Below are 19,653 nucleotides of genomic sequence, written 5' to 3' on the forward strand. Positions count from 1 at the left end.
AAACTCAATCAAAAGGGGGCGCAGTGCGTCAACGAAGATTGCCTAACCTGGCGGTATTGCGGGCTTTCGAAGCTACGGTGCGGTACGGCAGCGTGTCGAAAGCCGCCAAATCTCTCAACGTCACCGACGGCGCCGTCAGCCGCGCGGTGCGCGAATTCGAGCAGACCCTGGGATTCGCGCTGTTTCAACGCACCAGCCGCATGGTGCACCCGACGCCGCAGGCGCAAGAGCTGGCGAGCGAGATCGGCCGGGGGCTGGACAACCTGCAGTCGGCGATCGACCGCGCCTGTCGGCATCATCAGAATCGCCCATTGGTGATCTCCTGCGAGCCGACCTTTCTGATCCGCTGGCTGATCCCGCGTCTGGCCGGTTTGCAGCAGGCGGTGGGGAAAGAACGCGATCTGCAGCTGGTCTCCGCCGGCGGCGCCGTCGCCTTCTCACGGGAAGGCATCGATCTGGCGATTCGCCGCAACGATTTCCCGATCGCCGACGACGTGGTCGCCCGACCGTTCCTCAAAGAGCGGGTCGGCCCGGTATGCCGCCGGGAGCATGCCGCGGCGGGGCGTGAACTGCGCGGTACCCTGCTCCACACCGAGACGCGCCCGTACGCCTGGCGCGACTGGTGTGCCCACAGCGGCATCGAGATCCGGCCGGGTAACGAGCTGCGTTTCGAACATTTCTATCTCAGCCTGCAGGCGGCGGTCGCCGGTGCCGGTATCGGCATCGGCCCGTTGGCGCTGGTGGCGGATGATATCGTCAACGGCGCGCTGGTGGCACCATATGGCTTTGCGCCTGACGGGACGGATTACGTGCTGATGACCCAGGCCGACGCCCAGGAGGATGCGATCTTCTCAACGGTGTTGGATTGGCTGATCGCCATGGGGGAAGAAACCGAACGGGCGGTGTTGGTGGGCGAAAAGAAAGCGTAACGGGGAGAAGTCTCCGCCTGCCGCGCAGGGCAAGCGGAGTGGCGTCAGGCGGCGATTACTTCTGTTCGGCCTGGCTTACGGTGTCTTCGGCTTTCCAGATGCGGTATTTCACTTCCGCGTCTTTCGGCGCGTATACCACGATCGGCAGGCGGCTGTTGTAGCGCTGCATCGCGGCATCACCCAGGTTGGCGGCGATAAATTGCTTGGTCTTGGTGTTGTCCGGGCAGCCCATCAGCGTGGAGGCCGGATCGGACAGCTTCTCCAGTACCAGGTAGTCATAGCCCCAGCCGGAGAGGGTTTTGGTCTCCAGCGTGCCGCCAATCATGTGGCGGTTGCAGTCCACTTCCAGCGTCTTGCCAATCAGCAGCTCCACCTTGTAGTTCTCTTCGTGCTCTTGCTTCGGCAGGTAGATAACCTGGCGGTTCATGCCCTTCTCGGCTTTCGGGTAAGGCGCGATTTTTTCCAGCGGCTGTTTGCTGATATCCGCATCATCACCAGAGGTCGCCGCCATGGCGCCGGCGGAAACGGCCATCAGCAGGCCAGAAAATACAACGGATGCCTTGTTCATGTTTTATCCCTACACGTTGTCAAATAATCCGCCTATAAACTAATACACTACAGCCAAGCCCGCCACAGGTTTAATCTTCTTTACAATAGGCGATCAATAGTGACAATCGCCTGATATCGCCGATTAACCGGAGTAATGACTCAGCGTTTCTTCAGGTTGGCAACATAGGCCTTCACCACCTGATAGACATAATCCTGGCATGCCAGCCCGGTTTGCGGATCGTATTTGCCCTGATTGGTGATGTTGTTGGACAACACGCGAATGCCGACGAACGGCACCTTGAACTCGGCGGCGATCTGCGCGGCGGAGGCGGTCTCCATCTCTTCGACCGACGTCCGGTAGCGGTCGTGGAAATAGCGAATGCGATCCAGCTCGCTGTTCCATACGTCGGCCGAGCCGATCACCCCTTCCACGACCTTGCCCTGTCGGTAATCGCTCTTAACGCTTTGCGCAATCGCCAGCAGGTTGGGGTCGGCGGGAAACTGACGCAGGCTGTGCGCCTTTTTGTCCTCGCCGGCGCTGCCTTTGGAAGCCAACAGATCCATCGGCTGCCACTGCCGCGAGTCGCTGCCTTCCCCCAACGCCTTGGCCGGCGTTTTGAACGCACCGAGATTGACCGAATATTTGCCCAGCACGATGTCATATACTTTCAGTGCCGGATCATGGCCGCCGGCGGTACCCTGGTTGATGATCGCCACCGGGTGAAACTGCGTGGCGGCGATCGCCGTGGCCGCCGCGGCGTTGGACATGCCCTTCAGCGTCTCCGACACCACCACCGGGTAGCCGTCTACAGTGCCGTGCCAAAAGCGCCAGCCGCCGATCTGCTCCTCGCGCGGGTTTTCCAACCGCTGGGCAAAACGTTCCGCCTCCACCGGCATGGCGCCCTGCACCACGATCGGCCCGGCCGCCGCAGGTTGGCCAAAGCTCAGCGGAGAAAAAGCCGCACCGGCAGCCGCCAACAGTAAGACACGCGCTTTATTCTGCATCACCACACTCTCATCCCGAAAAAGCAAACGATTACCTTAGCCGAAGGCGGTGGCCTCGGATAGGGTTTTCTTACCGGTGGACTAAGGTTTTCTTAAGACAGAATTATTACAGTGGCGTTATTCAATCCTGCCACCGAGCCTGCGCGTGAATCCAGAATCGTCATTAAATCAATCCTCAACGGCACCGCAAATTAAGACAACCGCCCTTTACTCCCTGCCGGCATCCTTTTACCGTTGGCAGGTTTTTGGCCTGCTGATCAGCGGCCTGCTGTTCCTGTGGCTCTCCCGCAACGAACAGCTGGACTGGGCGATCAGCAACTTTTGGTACGCTCCCGCCAGCCGGCATTTCCCGTGGCAAAACAATTATTGGCTGGATCTGATCAACCACCGCCTGCTGAAGCAAATAGTGATCGTCGGGGCGGTGCTGACGCTGTTTTGGGGCATCTATCGCCGCAGCGCGCGCCTGATCGTGACCATGCTGTTGATCGGGATCGGTCCGTTGGTGGTGGGCATTCTCAAGGCCACCAGCGCGCACTCCTGCCCGTGGGATCTGATCGAGTACGGCGGCAAGGCGATGTCCTTCCCGCTGTTCGGCGCGGTACCGGCGCTGCCGGGCCCCGGCCGCTGCTTCCCCGGCGGGCACGCCTCGAGCGGTTTCGCGGTCATGGCGTTGTTTTTCCTGTTTTATCCGCAGCGTCCGCGCCTAGCCTGGTGGTGCTGGTGCGGCGGCATTGCGCTCGGCATGCTGATGGGCTTTGGCCAGATCATGCGCGGCGCCCATTTTCTTACCCATAACCTGTGGGCGGGTTGGTGGGTTTGGTTAAGCCAGTTGGCTATTTATTGGACGGTTAGCGGCTATTGGCGCCGCAAGACGAGGTAACGGTTATGGAACAGTTGAACCATTTTCTTTTCGCCTGGATCAATGCGACCCCGGCGTCTCCCGAGTGGATGATCGATTTCGCCACCTTTTTGGCGCGCGATCTGATCATCATCGTGCCGCTGCTGATCGTCGGCCTGTGGCTGTGGGGGCCGCAAAGCCAGCTGGTTTCGCAGCGCCAGGTGGTGGCGAAAACCACTATCGCGCTGCTGTTCGCCATGCTCGCCGCCGCCACCATCGGCGCGCTGCTGCCGCATGAGCGCCCGTTCGTCGCCGGCGTTGGCTATACCTTCCTGGCACATGCGCCGGACAGCTCGTTCCCAAGCGATCACGGCACCGCCATCTTTACCTTTGCGCTGGCGTTCCTGTTCTGGCACCGGGTCTGGTCCGGCGTGCTGCTGATGATCGTCGCCGTCGGCATCGCCTGGTCACGCGTTTACCTCGGCGTGCACTGGCCGCTGGATATGGTCGGCGGTTTCCTGCTCGGCCTGGTCGGCTGTCTGTTCGCCCAGCTGGTGTGGAATCTGTTCGGCGATGTCATCGCCGACAAGCTGTCGCGCCTGTATCGTTTCCTGTTCGCCTTCGCCATTCGCCGTGGCTGGGTGAAAGAGTAACTGCACAACATGACCGGGGCGTTACCGCCCCGTTATTTCACACCACGCCGGTGGTCACGCAAAACGCCCGCGTTTTTCCCGCCCCCAGCATCATTCCCGCCTCTTCCTCCAGCGCATTCGGGCGACAGTTCGCCGGCTGGATAAAAGCCAGCAGCCGCCGGTTGCCCTGAACGGCGATGCGCCGCAGGCCATAGTTGAATTGCCCTGATGATCGTCGCCGTCGGCATCGCCTGGTCACGCGTTTACCTCGGCGTGCACTGGCCGCTGGATATGGTCGGCGGTTTCCTGCTCGGCCTGGTCGGCTGTCTGTTCGCCCAGCTGGTGTGGAATCTGTTCGGCGATGTCATCGCCGACAAGCTGTCGCGCCTGTATCGTTTCCTGTTCGCCTTCGCCATTCGCCGTGGCTGGGTGAAAGAGTAACTGCACAACATGACCGGGGCGTTACCGCCCCGTTATTTCACACCACGCCGGTGGTCACGCAAAACGCCCGCGTTTTTCCCGCCCCCAGCATCATTCCCGCCTCTTCCTCCAGCGCATTCGGGCGACAGTTCGCCGGCTGGATAAAAGCCAGCAGCCGCCGGTTGCCCTGAACGGCGATGCGCCGCAGGCCATAGTTGAATTGCCCGGTAGCGAAGCGCGTCACATAGCGCCGGCCTTGCGACGCCAGCATAAAGAACTCGGCCTGATCCACATAGCGCGACAGATCGTCGGAGCACAGCAGTTCCTGCCCGAGCGCATCCCCCAACAGCGCCGGCGCCGGCAGGTTCTGACGGAATACCGCGTCGGGAATGCAGCCGTAGTTGAGGCGACACACATAGCGCAGCGGCTGCGGCCGCTCGGCCAGGTTGGTGACCGTCATCTCAATGGCGAACTGTGCGCTCTGCGCCGCCAGACGCAGCGCCGGGCCGATGCGCCAACGCCCACCCGCCCGCTCCCCCTCGCCGTGCAACGTCAGCTCATCGCCCGCCAGTTGGAGCCACACGCGTTGCATCTGCAGCGGCTCACCGTCCTGATTCGGCCAGGCAGGGCAGAACGCGGCATCGTCAGCGCGCTTTCTTCCGGCGCCCTTTACGCTGCGGCGGCCCGACTTCAGCGAATAACCGTCAAACTCGGCGTCCCAGATCGCGAGGCCCTGATACGGTAAAACCGTCAGTGCGCCACGATGATTCGCCAACGTCAGCATCGGCCCGCGTTCTGTGCAGCGATGCGTGCTCACCGCGAAATCCGCATTGCGGAACAGTTCCTGCCGATGCGCCCCGAAAGCTTCAGGAGCCAGATCGATGTTGATCTTCATCTTTTTTCCCTCGACGTTGCGCCCGCGCAGGCCGCGAGCCCTTAAATGTTATTTAAATAACAAATGAAACGCCTTTAAGTTATACCTATAACAGCCTTATAGCGACGATCGGATCGACATTTTTTAAACATCACTAGGTTTATCGGCATCTGAATGTTATTATTTTCACATTACCCATCCCGCTTACTGTCTTAACCTCACTAAGGAATCGCGATGACCACCGAAACCATCGATTACGCCAGCTATGTTGACCACACCCTGCTGGCGATGGACGCCACCGAACTGCAGATCGCCAAACTGTGCGAAGAAGCGCAGCAGCACAACTTCTATGCGGTCTGCGTCAACTCCGGCTACGTGCCGCTGGCAGCCCAGCTGCTGCAAGAAAGCACCGTAAAAGTCTGCTCGGTGATCGGTTTCCCGCTGGGTGCCGGCCTGACCGTCGCCAAAGCCTTTGAAGCCAAAGCGGCAATCGCCGCCGGCGCACAAGAGATCGATATGGTGATCAACGTCGGCTGGTTGAAAAGCGGCCTGTTGGACGAAGTGAAAGCCGACATCGCCGCCGTGCGCGAGGTTTGCGCGGCGATCCCGTTGAAGGTAATATTGGAAACCTGCCTGCTCAGCGATGCGCAGATCGTCCAGGTTTGTGAAATGTGTCGCGAACTCGATGTGGCCTTCGTGAAAACCTCCACCGGCTTCAGCACCGGCGGCGCTCGGGAAGAGCACGTCAAACTGATGCGCGAGACCGTGGGCAGCGAAATGGGCGTGAAAGCTTCCGGCGCCGTGCGCGATCGCGCCACCGCCGAGAAGATGATTAACGCCGGCGCCACGCGTATCGGCACCAGCTCCGGCGTCGCCATCGTTTCCGGCGCCCAGCCAGCGGCGGGCAGCTACTGATCGTCGGCATGCCCTGACGGGCACAGCCAATACACTCCGATGCGGGACAATACGGGCGGCCAAGGCGGCCCGATATTGCCCCGCATTGTTGTGTTTAGCGCCGGACACGCCGGCACGCCCTTTTATCTCTACTACCTGTGGGAAGACGGACCTATGGAAACGCGGCGCGAAGAACGTATCAACCGGCTAGTTCAGGCGTTAAAACGCGCTGACAAGATCCACCTGAAAGAAGCCGCCGTGCTGCTGGGGGTCTCGGAGATGACCATTCGCCGCGATCTGAGCGCCGAACCGGCGGCGGTGGTGCTGCTCGGCGGCTATGTGGTGACCGATCCTCGCAGCAACGGCGTGACCAACTACTTCGTTTCCGATCAAAAAGCCAAGCAGGTGACGGAGAAACGGCGTATCGGCCTGCTGGCGGCCCCGTTGATCAATGAAAACGACACGGTGTTTTTCGACTGCGGCACCACTACCCCGGCGATCATCGACGCCATCGCCGACGAGCTGACCTTCACCGCCGTCTGTCATTCGCTGAACACCTTCCTGGCGCTGCAGGACAAACCTAACTGCAAGGTGGTCCTGTGCGGCGGTGAGTTCAAGCCGAACAACTACATCTTTTCCAGCGTCAGCGGCCGTAACGAGCTCGATCACATCTGCCCGAACATCGCCTTTATCTCCGCCGCCGGCCTCAGCCTGCAGCACGGCGCCACCTGCTTCAACTTCGACGAGCTGGAGATGAAGCATCGCGCCATGGCGATGGCGCAGCAAAAGATCCTGGTGGCAGACCACAGCAAGTTCGGCAAAACCAAACCGGCCTGCATCGGCCCCCTGACGCAGTTCGATCGGGTGATCAGCGACCGCCAACCGGACGCCGACTTCATGGCGTTCTTCAACGACAACGCCATCGCTACCCGCTATTAGTCCGCCTTCTGCGCCGTCGAAACCGACGGCGCACCGTTGCAATCCCCTTCTTTTCCCGCCCGAAAATGAACAAATAATGCGCAATCGATTCGCGTTTTTCGCTTATCCGCACGCAACATCAGGTTAATAAAATGCAACAGATCACCCGAGTGATTATTTTCTCGCAGGCTAAACCGGCTGTCGGCTGCGTGAATTAACGACTATTTATGGCTTTTATATGATAAATCGCGCCAAAGGCCGGGATGTTTAAATAAACGGCGGTTTAAGCGATTGCAGCAAATCTCGCCAATACCTGTTAGTTATCTGTTATTTATATGATGAATGGTTACGCATTTTTATCCGCTAACCACGTAAGTAATTTCCCTTCGTTATTAGCGGTGATTTTTAACAAAAAACCATTAAAAACAAATAGATGAATTGAATTTTACTTAAAAATACAATGTGATCTACGTCACTAAAACTGCTTAATCCGGGTTTTTCGCTAGATCCAAAACCACGCATAAAATATATTGCTCGGCTTGCTGCTGAGCACAGCGCTTTATCCGGCTAATTATTGTACAAACCGCATAATCGCAGAAATCTTTATGAGAGCGTTCTCAGCACAAAATCTTACACAAATGTGCAACAAATGCGCGAAAAATCGATAAAACAGCGGATAACTGCACATATTACGCATTTGAGAGCAGGATCACGGTTGTTTCTACTGTAAATCGTTATCTTGCCGCCAACAAAAATCGACAGGCAAAGACCTGTCGGCAGCGATAACGACTTTTATCACCCGTGACGGTGAAAAGTCTTTAGTGAATTACCCGGCGCTGTGCCTTGGTAATGAACGCAATAAACAACCAGGGGGACGCCAAAACATCCCCGCAAGCAACACCTGATTCTTACCGCAAGCGTTGCCTGAATAGGACGTTTGACGGTTTAACCTTAAGTTTTGCCTTTTAATTTTAAATTCGTGTTCACTTCGGAGATATTTATGGACACTACACAGACCGGCACAATTGCCTCTGCGGCCTCGGGCTCCAGCAGTACCTGGCGTAAAACGGATACCATGTGGATGTTGGGCCTGTACGGCACCGCCATCGGCGCAGGCGTCCTGTTCTTGCCAATCAACGCCGGTATCGGCGGTTTGATTCCTCTGATCATCATGGCCATCATCGCTTTCCCGATGACCTTCTTTGCCCACCGCGGCCTGTGCCGTTTCGTTCTGTCCGGCAAAAATCCCGGTGAAGACATCACCGCCGTGGTAGAAGAGCACTTCGGCATCACCGCCGGTAAGCTGATTACCCTGCTGTACTTCTTCGCCATCTACCCGATTCTGCTGGTTTACAGCGTGGCGATCACCAACACCGTCGACAGCTTCATCACCCACCAGTTGGGCATGACATCGCCACCGCGCGCCATCCTGTCGCTGATCCTGATCGTCGGCCTGATGACCATCGTGCGCTTCGGCGAGCAGGCCATCGTGAAAACCATGAGCATCCTGGTCTTCCCGTTCGTCGCGGTGCTGATGCTGCTGGCGGTGTATCTGATACCTAACTGGACCGGCGCCATCTTCGAAAACGTGTCGCTGTCCGGCAGCGGTACCGGCATGGGCCACGGCCTGATCATGACCCTGTGGCTGGCGATCCCGGTAATGGTGTTCTCCTTCAACCACTCGCCGATCATCTCCGCCTTCGCCGTCGCCAAACGCGAAGAGTACGGCGCAGACGCCGAGAAAAAATGCTCCCGCATTCTGGCTTATGCACACATCATGATGGTGCTGACCGTGATGTTCTTCGTGTTCAGCTGCGTGCTGAGCCTGACGCCGGAAAACCTGGCGGAAGCCAAGGCGCAGAACATCTCGATTCTGTCTTACCTGGCTAACCACTTTAACAACCCGATGATCGCGTACATCGCGCCGGTTATCGCCTTCGTCGCCATCACCAAATCGTTCCTGGGCCACTACCTGGGCGCCCGTGAAGGCTTCAACGGCCTGGTTGCCAAGTCGATGAAGAGCCGCGGCAAAACCGTCAGCACCGCCAAGCTGAACCGCATGACCGCAATCTTCATGCTGGTGACCACCTGGATCGTCGCCACCCTGAACCCAAGCATCCTGGGCATGATCGAAACCCTGGGCGGCCCAATCATCGCCATGCTGCTGTTCCTGATGCCGATGTATGCCATCCGTAAAGTGCCTGCCATGCGCAAGTACAGCGGCCACATCAGCAACGTGTTCGTGGTTGTGATGGGTCTGATCGCCATCTCTGCTATCGTGTTCAGCCTGCTCGGCTAATCACGTCCGGCCGGCGCCGCTGCGCGCCGGCCCTCCCGCACTCCCCCATTTCCCGTATTCACCGCCTGAAACCTGAAGAAGGAGGCGAGACCATGGTCAGCGTTTTCGATATTTTCAAAATTGGCATCGGCCCATCCAGCTCCCACACCGTTGGCCCGATGAAAGCCGGCAAACAGTTCGTCGACGATCTGATCGCCCACCAGCAGCTGCAGGACACTACCCGCGTGGTGGTCGACGTGTACGGTTCGCTGTCGTTGACCGGTAAAGGCCACCACACCGATATCGCCATCATCATGGGCCTGGCCGGCAACCTGCCGCACAACGTGGACATCGACAGCATTCCGGGCTTTATCCGCGACGTCGAACAGCGCGGCCGCCTGTCACTGGCCAACGGCCATCACGAGGTGGATTTCCCGCTGCACGGCGGTATGAACTTCCACAGCGACAACCTGCCGCTGCACGAAAACGGCATGCGCATCCGCGCCTTCGCCGGTGAACGCCTGCTGCACAGCAAAACCTATTACTCGATCGGTGGCGGTTTCATCGTTGACGAAGAGCACTTCGGCCAATCCGCCGAGGGCGCCACGCCGGTGCCCTACCCGTTCAAATCGGCGCACGACCTGCAGCAGCATTGCAAAGACACCGGGCTGTCGTTGTCCGGCCTGGTGATGCAGAACGAGCTGGCGGTGCGCAGCAAGGCGGATATCGACGCGCACTTCGCCGACGTCTGGCAGGTGATGAACGCCGGTATCGAACGCGGCATCAACACCGAAGGCTTGCTGCCCGGCCCGATGAAAGTGCCGCGCCGCGCCGCCGCGCTGCGCCGCATTCTGGTGACCGGCGACAAGAACAATATCGACCCGATGAACGTGGTCGATTGGATCAACATGTTCGCGCTGGCGGTCAACGAAGAGAACGCCGCCGGTGGCCGCGTGGTCACCGCGCCGACCAACGGCGCCTGCGGCATCATCCCTGCGGTGCTGGCTTACTACGACAAGTTCATCCGCCCGGTGAACGCCAACTCCTACACCCGCTATTTCCTGGCGTCCGGCGTGATTGGCGCGCTGTACAAGATGAACGCCTCGATCTCCGGTGCCGAAGTGGGCTGTCAGGGGGAAGTGGGCGTAGCCTGTTCGATGGCGGCGGCCGGGTTGACCGAGCTGCTGGGCGGCAGCCCGGCGCAGGTGTGCATCGCGGCGGAGATCGCCATGGAGCACCATTTGGGGCTGACCTGCGATCCGCTCGCCGGCCAGGTTCAGGTGCCCTGCATCGAACGCAACGCCATTTCCGCCGTCAAGGCGGTCAACGCCGCGCGCATGGCGATGCGCCGCACCAGCGAACCGCGAGTTTGTCTGGATAAGGTGATCGAAACCATGTACGAAACCGGCAAAGACATGAACGCCAAATACCGCGAAACCTCCCAGGGCGGGCTGGCGATCAAGGTCGTGGCCTGCAATTGACCGCCACGGCGAATCACTAAAGGCGCCGGCCGTTCCGATCTGGCCGGCGCCGTTTCAATGCCGCTCTTTCCCTGCCGCAACGCCCGGCTGAATGCCGGCTCGAGCCCCCACGGCGCCGGGACGGGCGCTGTGCCGCAGCCAACCGTAAAGTTCGGCATTACGCCGGAATCCCATCTTGCGCATAACGCTCATCTTGTGATTGCTGACGGTTTTCACGCTGATGTCCAGCATCCGCGCAATTTGCGTCACCCCCATCTCCCGCGTCATGCAGCGCATGATCTCCTGTTCCCGCAGCGTCAGGCCTCGGTGCTGACATACGCAGTTCATGCCACAACCCGGCCTACCCGGCCATTTGCTGCGCCGCTCCAGTTCGGCGCTCACCTGATACAATGCCGATACCAGCGGCGTATCGTGGTAAATGACGCCGGCCTCCAGCGAGCAGCGGGTGCCGACGGTGCGTTTATGCCGCCCCTCCGGCGTTCGCAACGAGAAATACAGCGTTTTGCGCCCTGCGGCCTGCGCCTCAAAGAAGTGACAAAAGCAGCTTTGCACGCCGGGAGGAAAATAGCAGAACACCAGATCGGCTTCGTGAATCTGCTGCGCATCCAGTAACAGCGTGCGCTTGCCGTAAGTGCTGAAATGCAGCGCCAGGGCCTCCTGCCAACCGGCGCTGAAGTAACGGTTTTCATCAAATAGCGCGATTTTTATCATGGTGTTCATCCCTGCCCTCCCGCCGTTCCGGCTTCCCGTTTAACCGCCTGGGCCCCCTTTGTCGGAGCCTGACTGTTGTCGATGCGTAATTCATAAATCATGGTGGCGTTAGGTGGCACTTTCGGCGGGTAGCCGGTTTCGCCGTAGGCCAGCGCCGGTGGCACGACCATCGTCAGCGAACCGTGGTTATGCAGATGGCTTATCGCCTCCCTGAACAGCGGCGGATACTCGGACAGCGGTTGCGACAGCACCTTGCCGCTCAGTTCCATATCCTGGATCACCGTGCCGTCGGTCAATTTCTCCTTCACGACCACATCGACCACCGCCGTTGGCGCCAGCGCGCCCTCTCCGGCGTAATCCACCCGATACCAAAAGCCCATCGCCGATTGTTTTACGCCCTTTTGTTGACTGAACTGCGCCAGATAATCTTCATCACGCCGCCGCTGTTCGTTAACGCGTTTCTCACGCGCGGCCATGGCGGCGGCATCCGCCTGCGCCGTCAGCGTATTCAGTTCATCCGGCGGCAGCTGCAAACGCCCCGACACGCTATCGATGACGCCCGCCAACAGGCTGTCGCGGTCCACCGGTACGCCCCAGCTTTGACGCTCCGTCACTACCCCCTGAATATCCCGCCCCAGCGCACTGCCCGCCGCATAGGACAAACGCTTGCGTTCATCCTTCAACTGCTCCGGCGTCACCTCCCATTGCAGCCGCTTATGCAGCGCCAACAGCGCTTCGCGCGCCTGCTGGGTCACTTTCTGCTCATCGGCCCGCTTCTGCTCACTCGCCTCCAGCGCGGTACGCAGAGCGTGCAGTTCCTCCTGGTGCTCGCGCTGGCGTTGTGCAAGCGTCTGTGCCGATGCCTGCGCAGCGGACTCCAGCTCGGTGACGCGCCGTTCGGCCTGCATCGCCGTCGCTTTGGTTTTGGCGGTTTCCTGCGTCGCCTGCCGCAGCAGCGCCTCGGCGCGCTGCGCATCGGGCGAGCCGCGCCAGGCGGCGCCCAGCCCGGCGATCCACTGCTGCAGCGTTGACGAATCGGGCAACGTCGCGACGGGTGGTGCTGCTTTCTCCGCCCGCAGCGCGGCGAGTTCCTGGCGCAACACCGTCAGTTCCATTCGCTGGCGCGCCAGCTGTTGGTCACGCGCCAATAATTCCTGGCTCAGCGTAAAAGCTTTGGCCGGGGAACCAGGCTGGTGGGTATCCGACGGACGCTTTGCCGGCTCACGCTTTTTTTGCCCCGCCCCGCGGTCGGCGGGCGCCGCGTTTTCGCTCGCCGGCCCGGTGTTCTGCCGTTGATACTGCTCGGCAAACTGCAGCAGCGCCGGCACGCCGTCGTCCGCCTGCGCGACGCCGGTGAACAGCAGAGCCGCACAGCCCAGCAGGCGCAGCCTCATTTAACCTGCTCCCCGCGATCCGCCAAGCCGGTCAACACCGCCTGATTCACCCCGGCGCACAGATAGTTGACCTTGTAGCGATACAGCGCATCCACCGTCTCCTGCGTGTCGCCGTTTACCCGTGCGCGCAAGTTGGCGTACTGCGAAGCGCCGCTCATCAGGCTGTCGAAGGCCTGTTTATAGCGCTGATATTGTTTCTCGTCGATCGTGCGCAATGCACCCAGTTGCTCCTGGCACTGCTGCAGCTGCTCGGCCTCACGCTGCTTGCGCAAAGCCTCTTCTGACGGAGCTTGCACAGCCTGATTTTTGGTGTTCACAGCCGGCTTGCCCGACTTTTGGTTTTGACAGGCGGCGGCGCTCAACGCCAACAGGCACAGCAGGCCCATGCGCAGGGCGCGATTGAGGGGCTTTATCATCATTGCGTTTTTTGTCCTTGTAGACGCTTATTCGTATTCCAACGTAAAAGTGGCCACCGCGCTGAAGGTGCCGCGGCCGATGGACTTCGATTGGATGGCCTCCGGCTCCCCCTGCACATAGGCCTGCAGCGTGAGCGTGGTGTTACCGGAATTCAGGCGGAATTTATCGCTGGCGCGATTGAGCGGCAGCGCCTTGCCGGTGCTGTCCTCCAGCCCGATGCCGATCCCCGAGGCCAGGCTGCCGGCATCCAGCGCCAACAGGCCGGGCAGCTTAGCGTTCTCGGTGCCGGTAAACGTGATGGCCACCGTATTGCCCAGGCTGAGATCGCACTCGGTCAGGTGCAACGCGAAGCTTTGGCTATGGGTGCGGGTGTTCAGATACAGGTATTTGTCGACGATGGTGCCGAAATCCAGTTGGATATCCTCATCTCCCGGCTGAATGACGCACGGCTCGGCTACCAGCGTACCGTGAAAGCGCATGTTTTCCGCCGCAGTCGCCGGCGGCGCCATCATGCCGGCCGCCATGACCATGCCTGCCCCCAACAGCGCGCTCCGGCGCCGGTTCGTCTCTGTCGCGCGCATGTCGCCACTCCCTTTGGTTGTGCTTGCGCCGGTCCGACGCAAGCGGCGTATTAGTCGTAATAAAGGCGGAAATCGATCGCCGCACGGTAGGCGCCGGCGCTCAGCGTCGCCGGGGTTCGCACCGGCGTCACCGTATACGTCAGGGTGTTTTGCCCCGGCGTCAGCAAGATCGGTTTGTTACGCGCGCCGAGGCGCACCGGCAGGCCGCTGGCATCCGCCAACAGCAGCCCCAAGCCGGTGACGCCGGCTACCCTGACCAAACCCGGCGCGTCGTCATCCGCAGGCGCGGCAAACGCCACGGACACCGCAGGTTGACTGCCGCTCCAGGCCAGAACCCCGGTCCAGGCGTCGCGGTTACTCGCCGGCGCCCGCAGACAGTCTTTCAGCGTCAGCTCGAACGCCACCGGCGTGCCGCGATCGCCCGGGCGCTGGAAGTGCGCCGTTCCCGTCTCCCCCAGCCACACTTCCTGACGAGCGGTGGTCATTTCCAGACTGCAGGCGCTTTCCGTCAACGCGCCGTAGACGTGGAGCGTGCCGTTCGCGCCCTCCACGTCCCAGTTGTCCACCGCGCGGGCCGGCGGCATCAGCATCAGCATCGTGCCTGCCGTCAGCGGTACCATCAGCGCGGCCAATACCGTCAGGCCGATAGTGCGTCGCTGATGACGTTCATAGGCCTTTCCCAACAGCATGGGGATCTTTCGTTGCATGATTCGTTCACTCCGCTGTATTCACTCTGTCTTCCCTGCTTGCGCGCGGATCGTCATTTGGCGACCGGCACGACCTGGCAGGCATTGCCGGCGCAGCGGAAGTTCAACTGCGGCCGCCCACCGTAATCGTTGATGTATGCCAGCGACGGGCCGTTGCCGAGGCTCGCGGCGGAGACGTTCAGCGGGGCACTGGCCTTCGGCGCCACCATCAGCGGTTCAAAGCCCGCCGCTCCTTTTCCGCCCTTGCCGGCGCTCGCCTCAACGATCGTCACGTAATAAGGGGTCGGGTTGTTCACCACGTACTTGTCGCCCTGCCGGGTCAGCGTCAGCTGCTCCTGCCACGGTGCGGCGTTCTTTTTCGGGGCGAGCGCCGCCGGGCGATAAAACATTTTGATGCGCGTCTGCAGCGCTATCTGCAGCGTGTTCGGCTTATTGCTGCGCGGCGGGATCTCGCGCAGGTTGAAGTAATACAGCGTCTCCCTGTCCTGCGGCAGCTGACGCGCGGCCGGCAGCGACTGGATCTTCACCTGGCTCGGTTTACCCGGCTCCACCCGTTGCACCGGCGGCAGCACGGTGAAAGGGCTTTGGATTTTGTTGCCGCGATCGTCTTCGATCCATCCCTGCGCCAGATACGGCAACTGTTTGTTCTGGTTACTGATGTTGAGACTGACCGTTTTCAGGTCGCCGTCGAAAATCACGCGCGTGCGATCCAGCGCGATAGCCGCATGAGCGGGCAGGCTGACCGCGCCGATCGTCAACGCGGCGGCGAGCGGGCCCACAAGGAAAACGGTCTTTCTGGTCATAGTCAGATTCATCATGTCTTCACGGTTCCAGTCGGCCGGAAGCGGACGAGCCCGCTCCGGCGGTTTAGCGGCGGAGCGGGCTCCGCCGGGTGTATGTCAGTTGGCGTCAGCCGCCGGCTTGCTGCCGGCAAGAGGACGGCAAGGCAGCAGCAACGTGTTCATCAACATTTCGGCCGGCAGCGGCGACGGCAGCTGGATTTCACACTGCGCCGCGCCGTTCCAGTGCACGCTCATGCGCTCGCCGGGGTTAAGGCCGGACAGGTAAACGCTGCCGCCGTCATTGATGATGCCGGTCTCCTGTTTGCGGGCATTCAGCACCGTGGCGCCAAACGGCGGCTCGCTGCCGTCCGCCAGCTTGACGATCGCCATCGCCTTCTCACCGGCAATCACTTCAAACTTGCGGTAGCCGATGGCCCCCTCGGTCAACGTGGCCTGCACCACGGAACGCGTCGCCTCGACGTTGTCGCTCAGGCTGTTGAGATCGATGCTGGCCTTGTTGCGGTAGTAGCTATTTACATCCGCCACCACCGCCTTGCCGTAACGGTTGGTCAGCACCGTACTGCCGTAGCCACGTACCGGCACACCGGCGACGCCTTCGGTATCGAGCAGCAAGCGCGTCCCGCCCGGCGTATTGACGCGGTGCAGCACCGCCCCTTCCGCCGCCATCGTCAGGCCGCCCTGCGCACCGATGCCGACGGCGCTGTAGCGGCCGGCCTGGTAGCTGGCGTTGGCGTTGATCTGCGCCATGTCGCCCTGATGGCTGTAATAACCGCTGGCCGTCGCTCCGCTGCGTGCGGCGCCGGCGCTGATCTGATAGTTGTTGTGTTCATCGACCCGGTTGTAGTACCCGACCCGGTGAGCGTTCTCTTCGCGATCGAGCGTCATGTTGTAACTGAGCGTGCCTGCACTGCCCCAGGGCAGCGACAGCGACAGATACATCCCGTCGTCGTTGCGCTCGTTATAACGGTTGCGATAGGCCGACAGCGACACGCTGACGTTCTTGAAATCGCCGATGTCGAAGTAGCGTGATACCATCAGGTTGTAACGATCGTTCGGCGCCCGATCCCAGTAGGTTTGGTGGCTGTAGTTGAGATAGGTGCTCAGCCCCAGTTCGCGGAACTGCTTGTTGAAGGTGATGGTGTACATCTCCTTGCTCTTGCCGCTGCGCCCCCCTTCGTAACGCGCATCCAGGTAGTCCCCCATGCTCATGAAATCTTCCTGGGAGAAGCGGTAACCGGCAAAGGTGACCTGGCTGTCGTATTCATCGAAGTTCTTCGAATAGCTCAGCCGGTACGAACCGCCGGTCAGCGTGCCATCCTGCGGCAAACGCGCACGCGACTGCGTGGCATCGAACGACAGCGCCCCCAGCGCCATCAGATCGCGCCCGATCCCCAGCGACAGCGCGTTGTAATCGCCGCCGGCGATGCCCCCGCCGTACAGCGACCAGCCGTTGCTGATCCCCCAGGAGAACTCGCCGGTGCCGAACATCGGCCCGCGCAGATGGTGCCCCCACTCTGACGGTTTGCCCGTCGCCAGCTTGTAACGCACCGTACCCGGCCGCGTCAGATAAGGAATGTTGGCGGTGTTCATCTTGAACTCCTGCACGCTGCCGTCTTGCTCTTCGACACGCACGTCCAGCTCGCCGGAAACCGCATCGTTGATGTCCTGAATGCGGAACGGCCCCGCCGCTACCTGCGTTTCATACAGCACGCGCCCCTGCTGGCTGACCACCACCTTGGCGTTGGTTTTCGCCACGCCGGTCACTTCCGGCGCATAGCCGCGCAGGTTGGGCGGCAACATGCTGTCGTCGGATCGCAGACTGACGCCGGTAAAGCGCAGGCTGTCGAAAATGTCGGAGTTCAGGTAATCCTCACCCATCGTCAGCCGCGAACGCAGCGCCGGGATCGCCCGGTAGGCGTAATAGCGGCTCCAGTCGAACTGTTTATCGGTAGGCTGAGAAGAACCGGTCTGATGGTTGAGGTTGGCCTGCCAGTCGGCGCGCAGACGCCAGGCGCCCAGGTTGGCGCCACCGGTACCGTTGCCGCTCAGGCTGTAACTGCTGCCGCCTTTCTGATGCTTTTGCGTTTGGGCGTTGACGTTATAGTCAAACAGCAGCCCGGGAATACCGTCATCCCAGCGCGAAGGCGGGTCCCAGTTTTCCGAGCTGTATTCCAGATAGGCCTGAGGAATGTTCAGATACAGTGAGGAGCTGGCAAGATCGCCGCGGGCTTCCATCCCCGCCAGACTGGAGGCGTCAAGGCAACGGCCGCCGTGCGTCCAGTTCAGCGTGCTTAACAGTTTTTCTTTCAGCCCCAGTTGGTTGACCAATTCCGGCGAAAGACAGGCTTCGCTGCCTTTAGGATCGTTCTCGGTCGCCATAAACGTTACCGGCTGTTCCGGCAGATCGTTCTTATTGACGTGCACCACCATGGTATAAACGCCCGGCATGATGTAGCCGCTGCGCGTAAATTGGCTCAGATCGATATTTTTACGATCGTTGATGTCCAATACGTCGGTATTGAATTGAATCACGTCGGCGGCATAGACCAACGCGATTGGATTTCCCAGAGAAAGGGCAACGCAAAGCCCCAAGGCCTGAAGACGAAATAACTTCCCTGCCGGTGAAAGCATAATAAAGTCCTTTCAATAACGAATTAACCGTCAGTACGAGAAAAAATCAAAAATAATCCAGCTTAAAACGCACTGTGGAAAAATACGCTCCCACCTTCAACGGCTGGTGATTCGGCATCAACGTCATGGAATAATTCAGCACTCGGTTTCCCGGTATTATTCCCTCCATCGGCAAAGGTTTCCCTGGAATAACCGCCGTGCCGCTGCTGTCTTTTATCTCCAAGGCAACGCCGCGCGCATCGCCCTGTACGCCAAACAGAGCACCTTCCGCATAACCATCAAACGTGACCTGAAAGAATTTCCAGTCGGGCTTGTTTTCCGGCCGTTCCAAAATGCAATTGACCAATTCGATACTGAAAGGTTTGGTCATCCCCTGGCCGTCACGAATGATCTGTCCGAGAGGAATAGTGTCCATATCGATCGTCTGATCGCGGCTGCCGGCGGCAATGGCGCAGGCGGTGTCGATAATGGCGCCGTGCATGTTGACTTTGCCCCACCCCTGCGCGGCGGAAGTTGCATAGCCGGGCGCAAACGCCAACGACGCCAAAAGAACGGCACCCGCTCGATTCCTTGGTAAAAACATCGCGACATTCCTTTGACAGGGAGATTCACCAGGCATGCGGCGAACCCCATGCCTGGTTGATTAAGCCTTCGGACTCACTTACTGATAAGCCAGGGTGAAATCGGCTACGGCAGTGAAATCGCCCGGAACGATGGCGGCGGAAGCGCCTTCACCCTGCAGGTAGGCGGCGAAATGCAGAGTGTTGTTGCCGGTGTTCAGGGTCTGCGCGGTAGTCGCTTCACCCAGTTTGATCGGCTGACCATTGTAAGAGATGGCTACGCCGGCGCCGCTGGCGGTACCCGCGATACCCAACAGATCCTTGTCGGTGGACGACGCTACGCCGCTGAAGGTGGTTTTAACGGTTTTCAGCGTGGTGATATCACACTGCTCCAGTTTGATTTCAAACGGACGCGGGTTGGATTTGCCGCCGTTTTTCAACGCCACGTTGGAAACCTGGCCCAGATCTACGGTCTGATCGATCGACTCGGGTGCAATAGAGCATGGCGCATCAATAATAGAGCCCGTGAAGGTGACCTTACCGTGTCCCTGATCGGCTGCCTGTGCAAAAGAACTTGCGCCAAATGCAATCACTGCAGCCATCATGATTTTGTTAAGTTTCATAGAACCTATATTCCTTATAAGAAAAAATGCATATTCCAATCAAGAAAAAGAGCAACAGGAAACCCGCTCGCGCTTATATATGCGCAGCCCTGATTCTTTAGCATCTTGCTGGTTGGTTAACTGCCAAAACCCAAAGGCGCCGACAATAAACATGTCGATTACGGCAAGTTCGCAGCGGCCCACCCATTAATGAATTCGTCATATAAAAATAAACAAAATCACAACAAGCAGAGACCAATACTTTCTAATCCGCCCTTCTTGTTCGGCGATGAATATTCTGGCAAATGCCTCCAAGCAAAAAAAGGCTTTTTTTGATCAAGGCGAACATTCGCAATTTATTTCCTAATTGAAGTTAATTTACTGTTATTTTTAGGCTCATAGATCGTAAAAGATGCTTTTATAGAGCAA

General features: G+C 59.6%; 19 protein-coding genes and 1 pseudogene. 8 read left to right on the forward strand and 12 right to left on the reverse strand.

What is annotated here, in order from left to right:
• The first annotated feature begins 23 nt into the window (after positions 1–23).
• The gene (locus WCL58_RS04455) at positions 24–929 is read left to right on the forward strand and encodes a LysR family transcriptional regulator (RefSeq protein WP_060440311.1); all 906 of its coding nucleotides are present in this window, start codon (positions 24–26) and stop codon (positions 927–929) included.
• Between the two features lie 55 nt (positions 930–984).
• Here WCL58_RS04455 and eco read toward each other — a convergent pair whose 3' ends face one another.
• Complete coding sequence (gene eco, locus WCL58_RS04460) at positions 985–1,497, reverse strand: serine protease inhibitor ecotin (RefSeq protein WP_049202226.1); 513 nt, start codon at positions 1,495–1,497, stop codon at positions 985–987.
• Positions 1,498–1,637: 140 nt separating this feature from the next.
• Complete coding sequence (locus WCL58_RS04465; RefSeq protein WP_060429826.1) at positions 1,638–2,483, reverse strand: 5'-methylthioadenosine/S-adenosylhomocysteine nucleosidase; 846 nt, start codon at positions 2,481–2,483, stop codon at positions 1,638–1,640.
• Between the two features lie 145 nt (positions 2,484–2,628).
• On the opposite strand from WCL58_RS04465, the gene WCL58_RS04470 reads away from it, so the two are divergent.
• The 3 genes and pseudogenes from WCL58_RS04470 to WCL58_RS04480 all read left to right on the forward strand — a co-directional run.
• Complete coding sequence (locus WCL58_RS04470) at positions 2,629–3,363, forward strand: phosphatase PAP2 family protein (RefSeq protein ID WP_336850599.1); 735 nt, start codon at positions 2,629–2,631, stop codon at positions 3,361–3,363.
• Between the two features lie 5 nt (positions 3,364–3,368).
• Positions 3,369–3,974 carry an undecaprenyl-diphosphate phosphatase gene (gene ybjG / locus WCL58_RS04475; RefSeq protein ID WP_060421609.1) on the forward strand — a complete coding sequence of 202 codons (606 nt, stop codon included), beginning with the start codon at positions 3,369–3,371 and terminating at the stop codon, positions 3,972–3,974.
• A gap of 198 nt (positions 3,975–4,172) precedes the next feature.
• A pseudogene (locus WCL58_RS04480) lies at positions 4,173–4,394 on the forward strand (phosphatase PAP2 family protein); the annotation flags it as partial.
• A 37-nt stretch (positions 4,395–4,431) separates the two neighbouring features.
• Here the strand turns inward: WCL58_RS04480 and WCL58_RS04485 are convergent.
• Positions 4,432–5,268, reverse strand: a complete 837-nt coding sequence (locus tag WCL58_RS04485) for a hypothetical protein (RefSeq protein ID WP_141958653.1) — start codon at positions 5,266–5,268, stop codon at positions 4,432–4,434.
• Positions 5,269–5,481: 213 nt separating this feature from the next.
• On the opposite strand from WCL58_RS04485, the gene deoC reads away from it, so the two are divergent.
• The 4 genes from deoC (at position 5,482) to WCL58_RS04505 (ending at position 10,818) form a co-directional block, all read left to right on the forward strand.
• Positions 5,482–6,162, forward strand: coding sequence for a deoxyribose-phosphate aldolase (gene deoC, locus WCL58_RS04490; protein WP_038881133.1), 681 nt, complete (start codon positions 5,482–5,484; stop codon positions 6,160–6,162).
• 153 nt (positions 6,163–6,315) lie between these two features.
• Positions 6,316–7,080 (forward strand): DNA-binding transcriptional repressor DeoR, encoded by a 765-nt coding sequence (deoR, locus tag WCL58_RS04495; protein ID WP_060421601.1) that lies wholly within the window; start codon positions 6,316–6,318, stop codon positions 7,078–7,080.
• A 979-nt stretch (positions 7,081–8,059) separates the two neighbouring features.
• Entirely contained in the window at positions 8,060–9,358 is a 1,299-nt protein-coding gene (locus tag WCL58_RS04500) for an HAAAP family serine/threonine permease (RefSeq protein ID WP_038881129.1), read from the forward strand.
• A 92-nt stretch (positions 9,359–9,450) separates the two neighbouring features.
• Positions 9,451–10,818 (forward strand): L-serine ammonia-lyase, encoded by a 1,368-nt coding sequence (locus tag WCL58_RS04505; protein WP_336850601.1) that lies wholly within the window; start codon positions 9,451–9,453, stop codon positions 10,816–10,818.
• Between the two features lie 54 nt (positions 10,819–10,872).
• Here WCL58_RS04505 and WCL58_RS04510 read toward each other — a convergent pair whose 3' ends face one another.
• From WCL58_RS04510 to WCL58_RS04550, 9 genes are all read right to left on the reverse strand, one after another.
• Positions 10,873–11,538: a helix-turn-helix transcriptional regulator gene (locus WCL58_RS04510; RefSeq protein WP_084826512.1), complete on the reverse strand. Its 666-nt coding sequence runs from the start codon at positions 11,536–11,538 to the stop codon at positions 10,873–10,875.
• Positions 11,535–12,923: an FKBP-type peptidyl-prolyl cis-trans isomerase N-terminal domain-containing protein gene (locus WCL58_RS04515; RefSeq protein WP_336850602.1), complete on the reverse strand. Its 1,389-nt coding sequence runs from the start codon at positions 12,921–12,923 to the stop codon at positions 11,535–11,537. The genes WCL58_RS04510 and WCL58_RS04515 overlap by 4 nt, the downstream gene beginning before the upstream one ends.
• Positions 12,920–13,342: a hypothetical protein gene (locus WCL58_RS04520; RefSeq protein ID WP_060435266.1), complete on the reverse strand. Its 423-nt coding sequence runs from the start codon at positions 13,340–13,342 to the stop codon at positions 12,920–12,922. The genes WCL58_RS04515 and WCL58_RS04520 overlap by 4 nt, the downstream gene beginning before the upstream one ends.
• 24 nt (positions 13,343–13,366) lie before the next feature.
• A complete protein-coding gene (locus WCL58_RS04525; protein WP_336850603.1) occupies positions 13,367–13,921 on the reverse strand; it encodes a fimbrial protein in 555 nt (184 codons plus the stop codon).
• Between the two features lie 50 nt (positions 13,922–13,971).
• The gene (locus tag WCL58_RS04530) at positions 13,972–14,610 is read right to left on the reverse strand and encodes a fimbrial protein (protein WP_102984963.1); all 639 of its coding nucleotides are present in this window, start codon (positions 14,608–14,610) and stop codon (positions 13,972–13,974) included.
• A gap of 71 nt (positions 14,611–14,681) precedes the next feature.
• Positions 14,682–15,446, reverse strand: coding sequence for a fimbria/pilus periplasmic chaperone (locus WCL58_RS04535; RefSeq protein WP_048321394.1), 765 nt, complete (start codon positions 15,444–15,446; stop codon positions 14,682–14,684).
• A gap of 81 nt (positions 15,447–15,527) precedes the next feature.
• Positions 15,528–18,062, reverse strand: a complete 2,535-nt coding sequence (locus WCL58_RS04540; RefSeq protein ID WP_336850605.1) for an outer membrane usher protein — start codon at positions 18,060–18,062, stop codon at positions 15,528–15,530.
• 46 nt (positions 18,063–18,108) lie between these two features.
• Positions 18,109–18,645, reverse strand: coding sequence for a fimbrial protein (locus WCL58_RS04545; protein ID WP_047728021.1), 537 nt, complete (start codon positions 18,643–18,645; stop codon positions 18,109–18,111).
• Between the two features lie 78 nt (positions 18,646–18,723).
• Positions 18,724–19,245, reverse strand: coding sequence for a fimbrial protein (locus tag WCL58_RS04550; RefSeq protein WP_025302212.1), 522 nt, complete (start codon positions 19,243–19,245; stop codon positions 18,724–18,726).
• Between the last annotated feature and the right edge of the window lie 408 nt (positions 19,246–19,653).

The organism is Serratia sp. TMDUHS_CL, from assembly GCF_037137105.1.
Lineage (GTDB): Bacteria > Pseudomonadota > Gammaproteobacteria > Enterobacterales > Enterobacteriaceae > Serratia > Serratia nevei.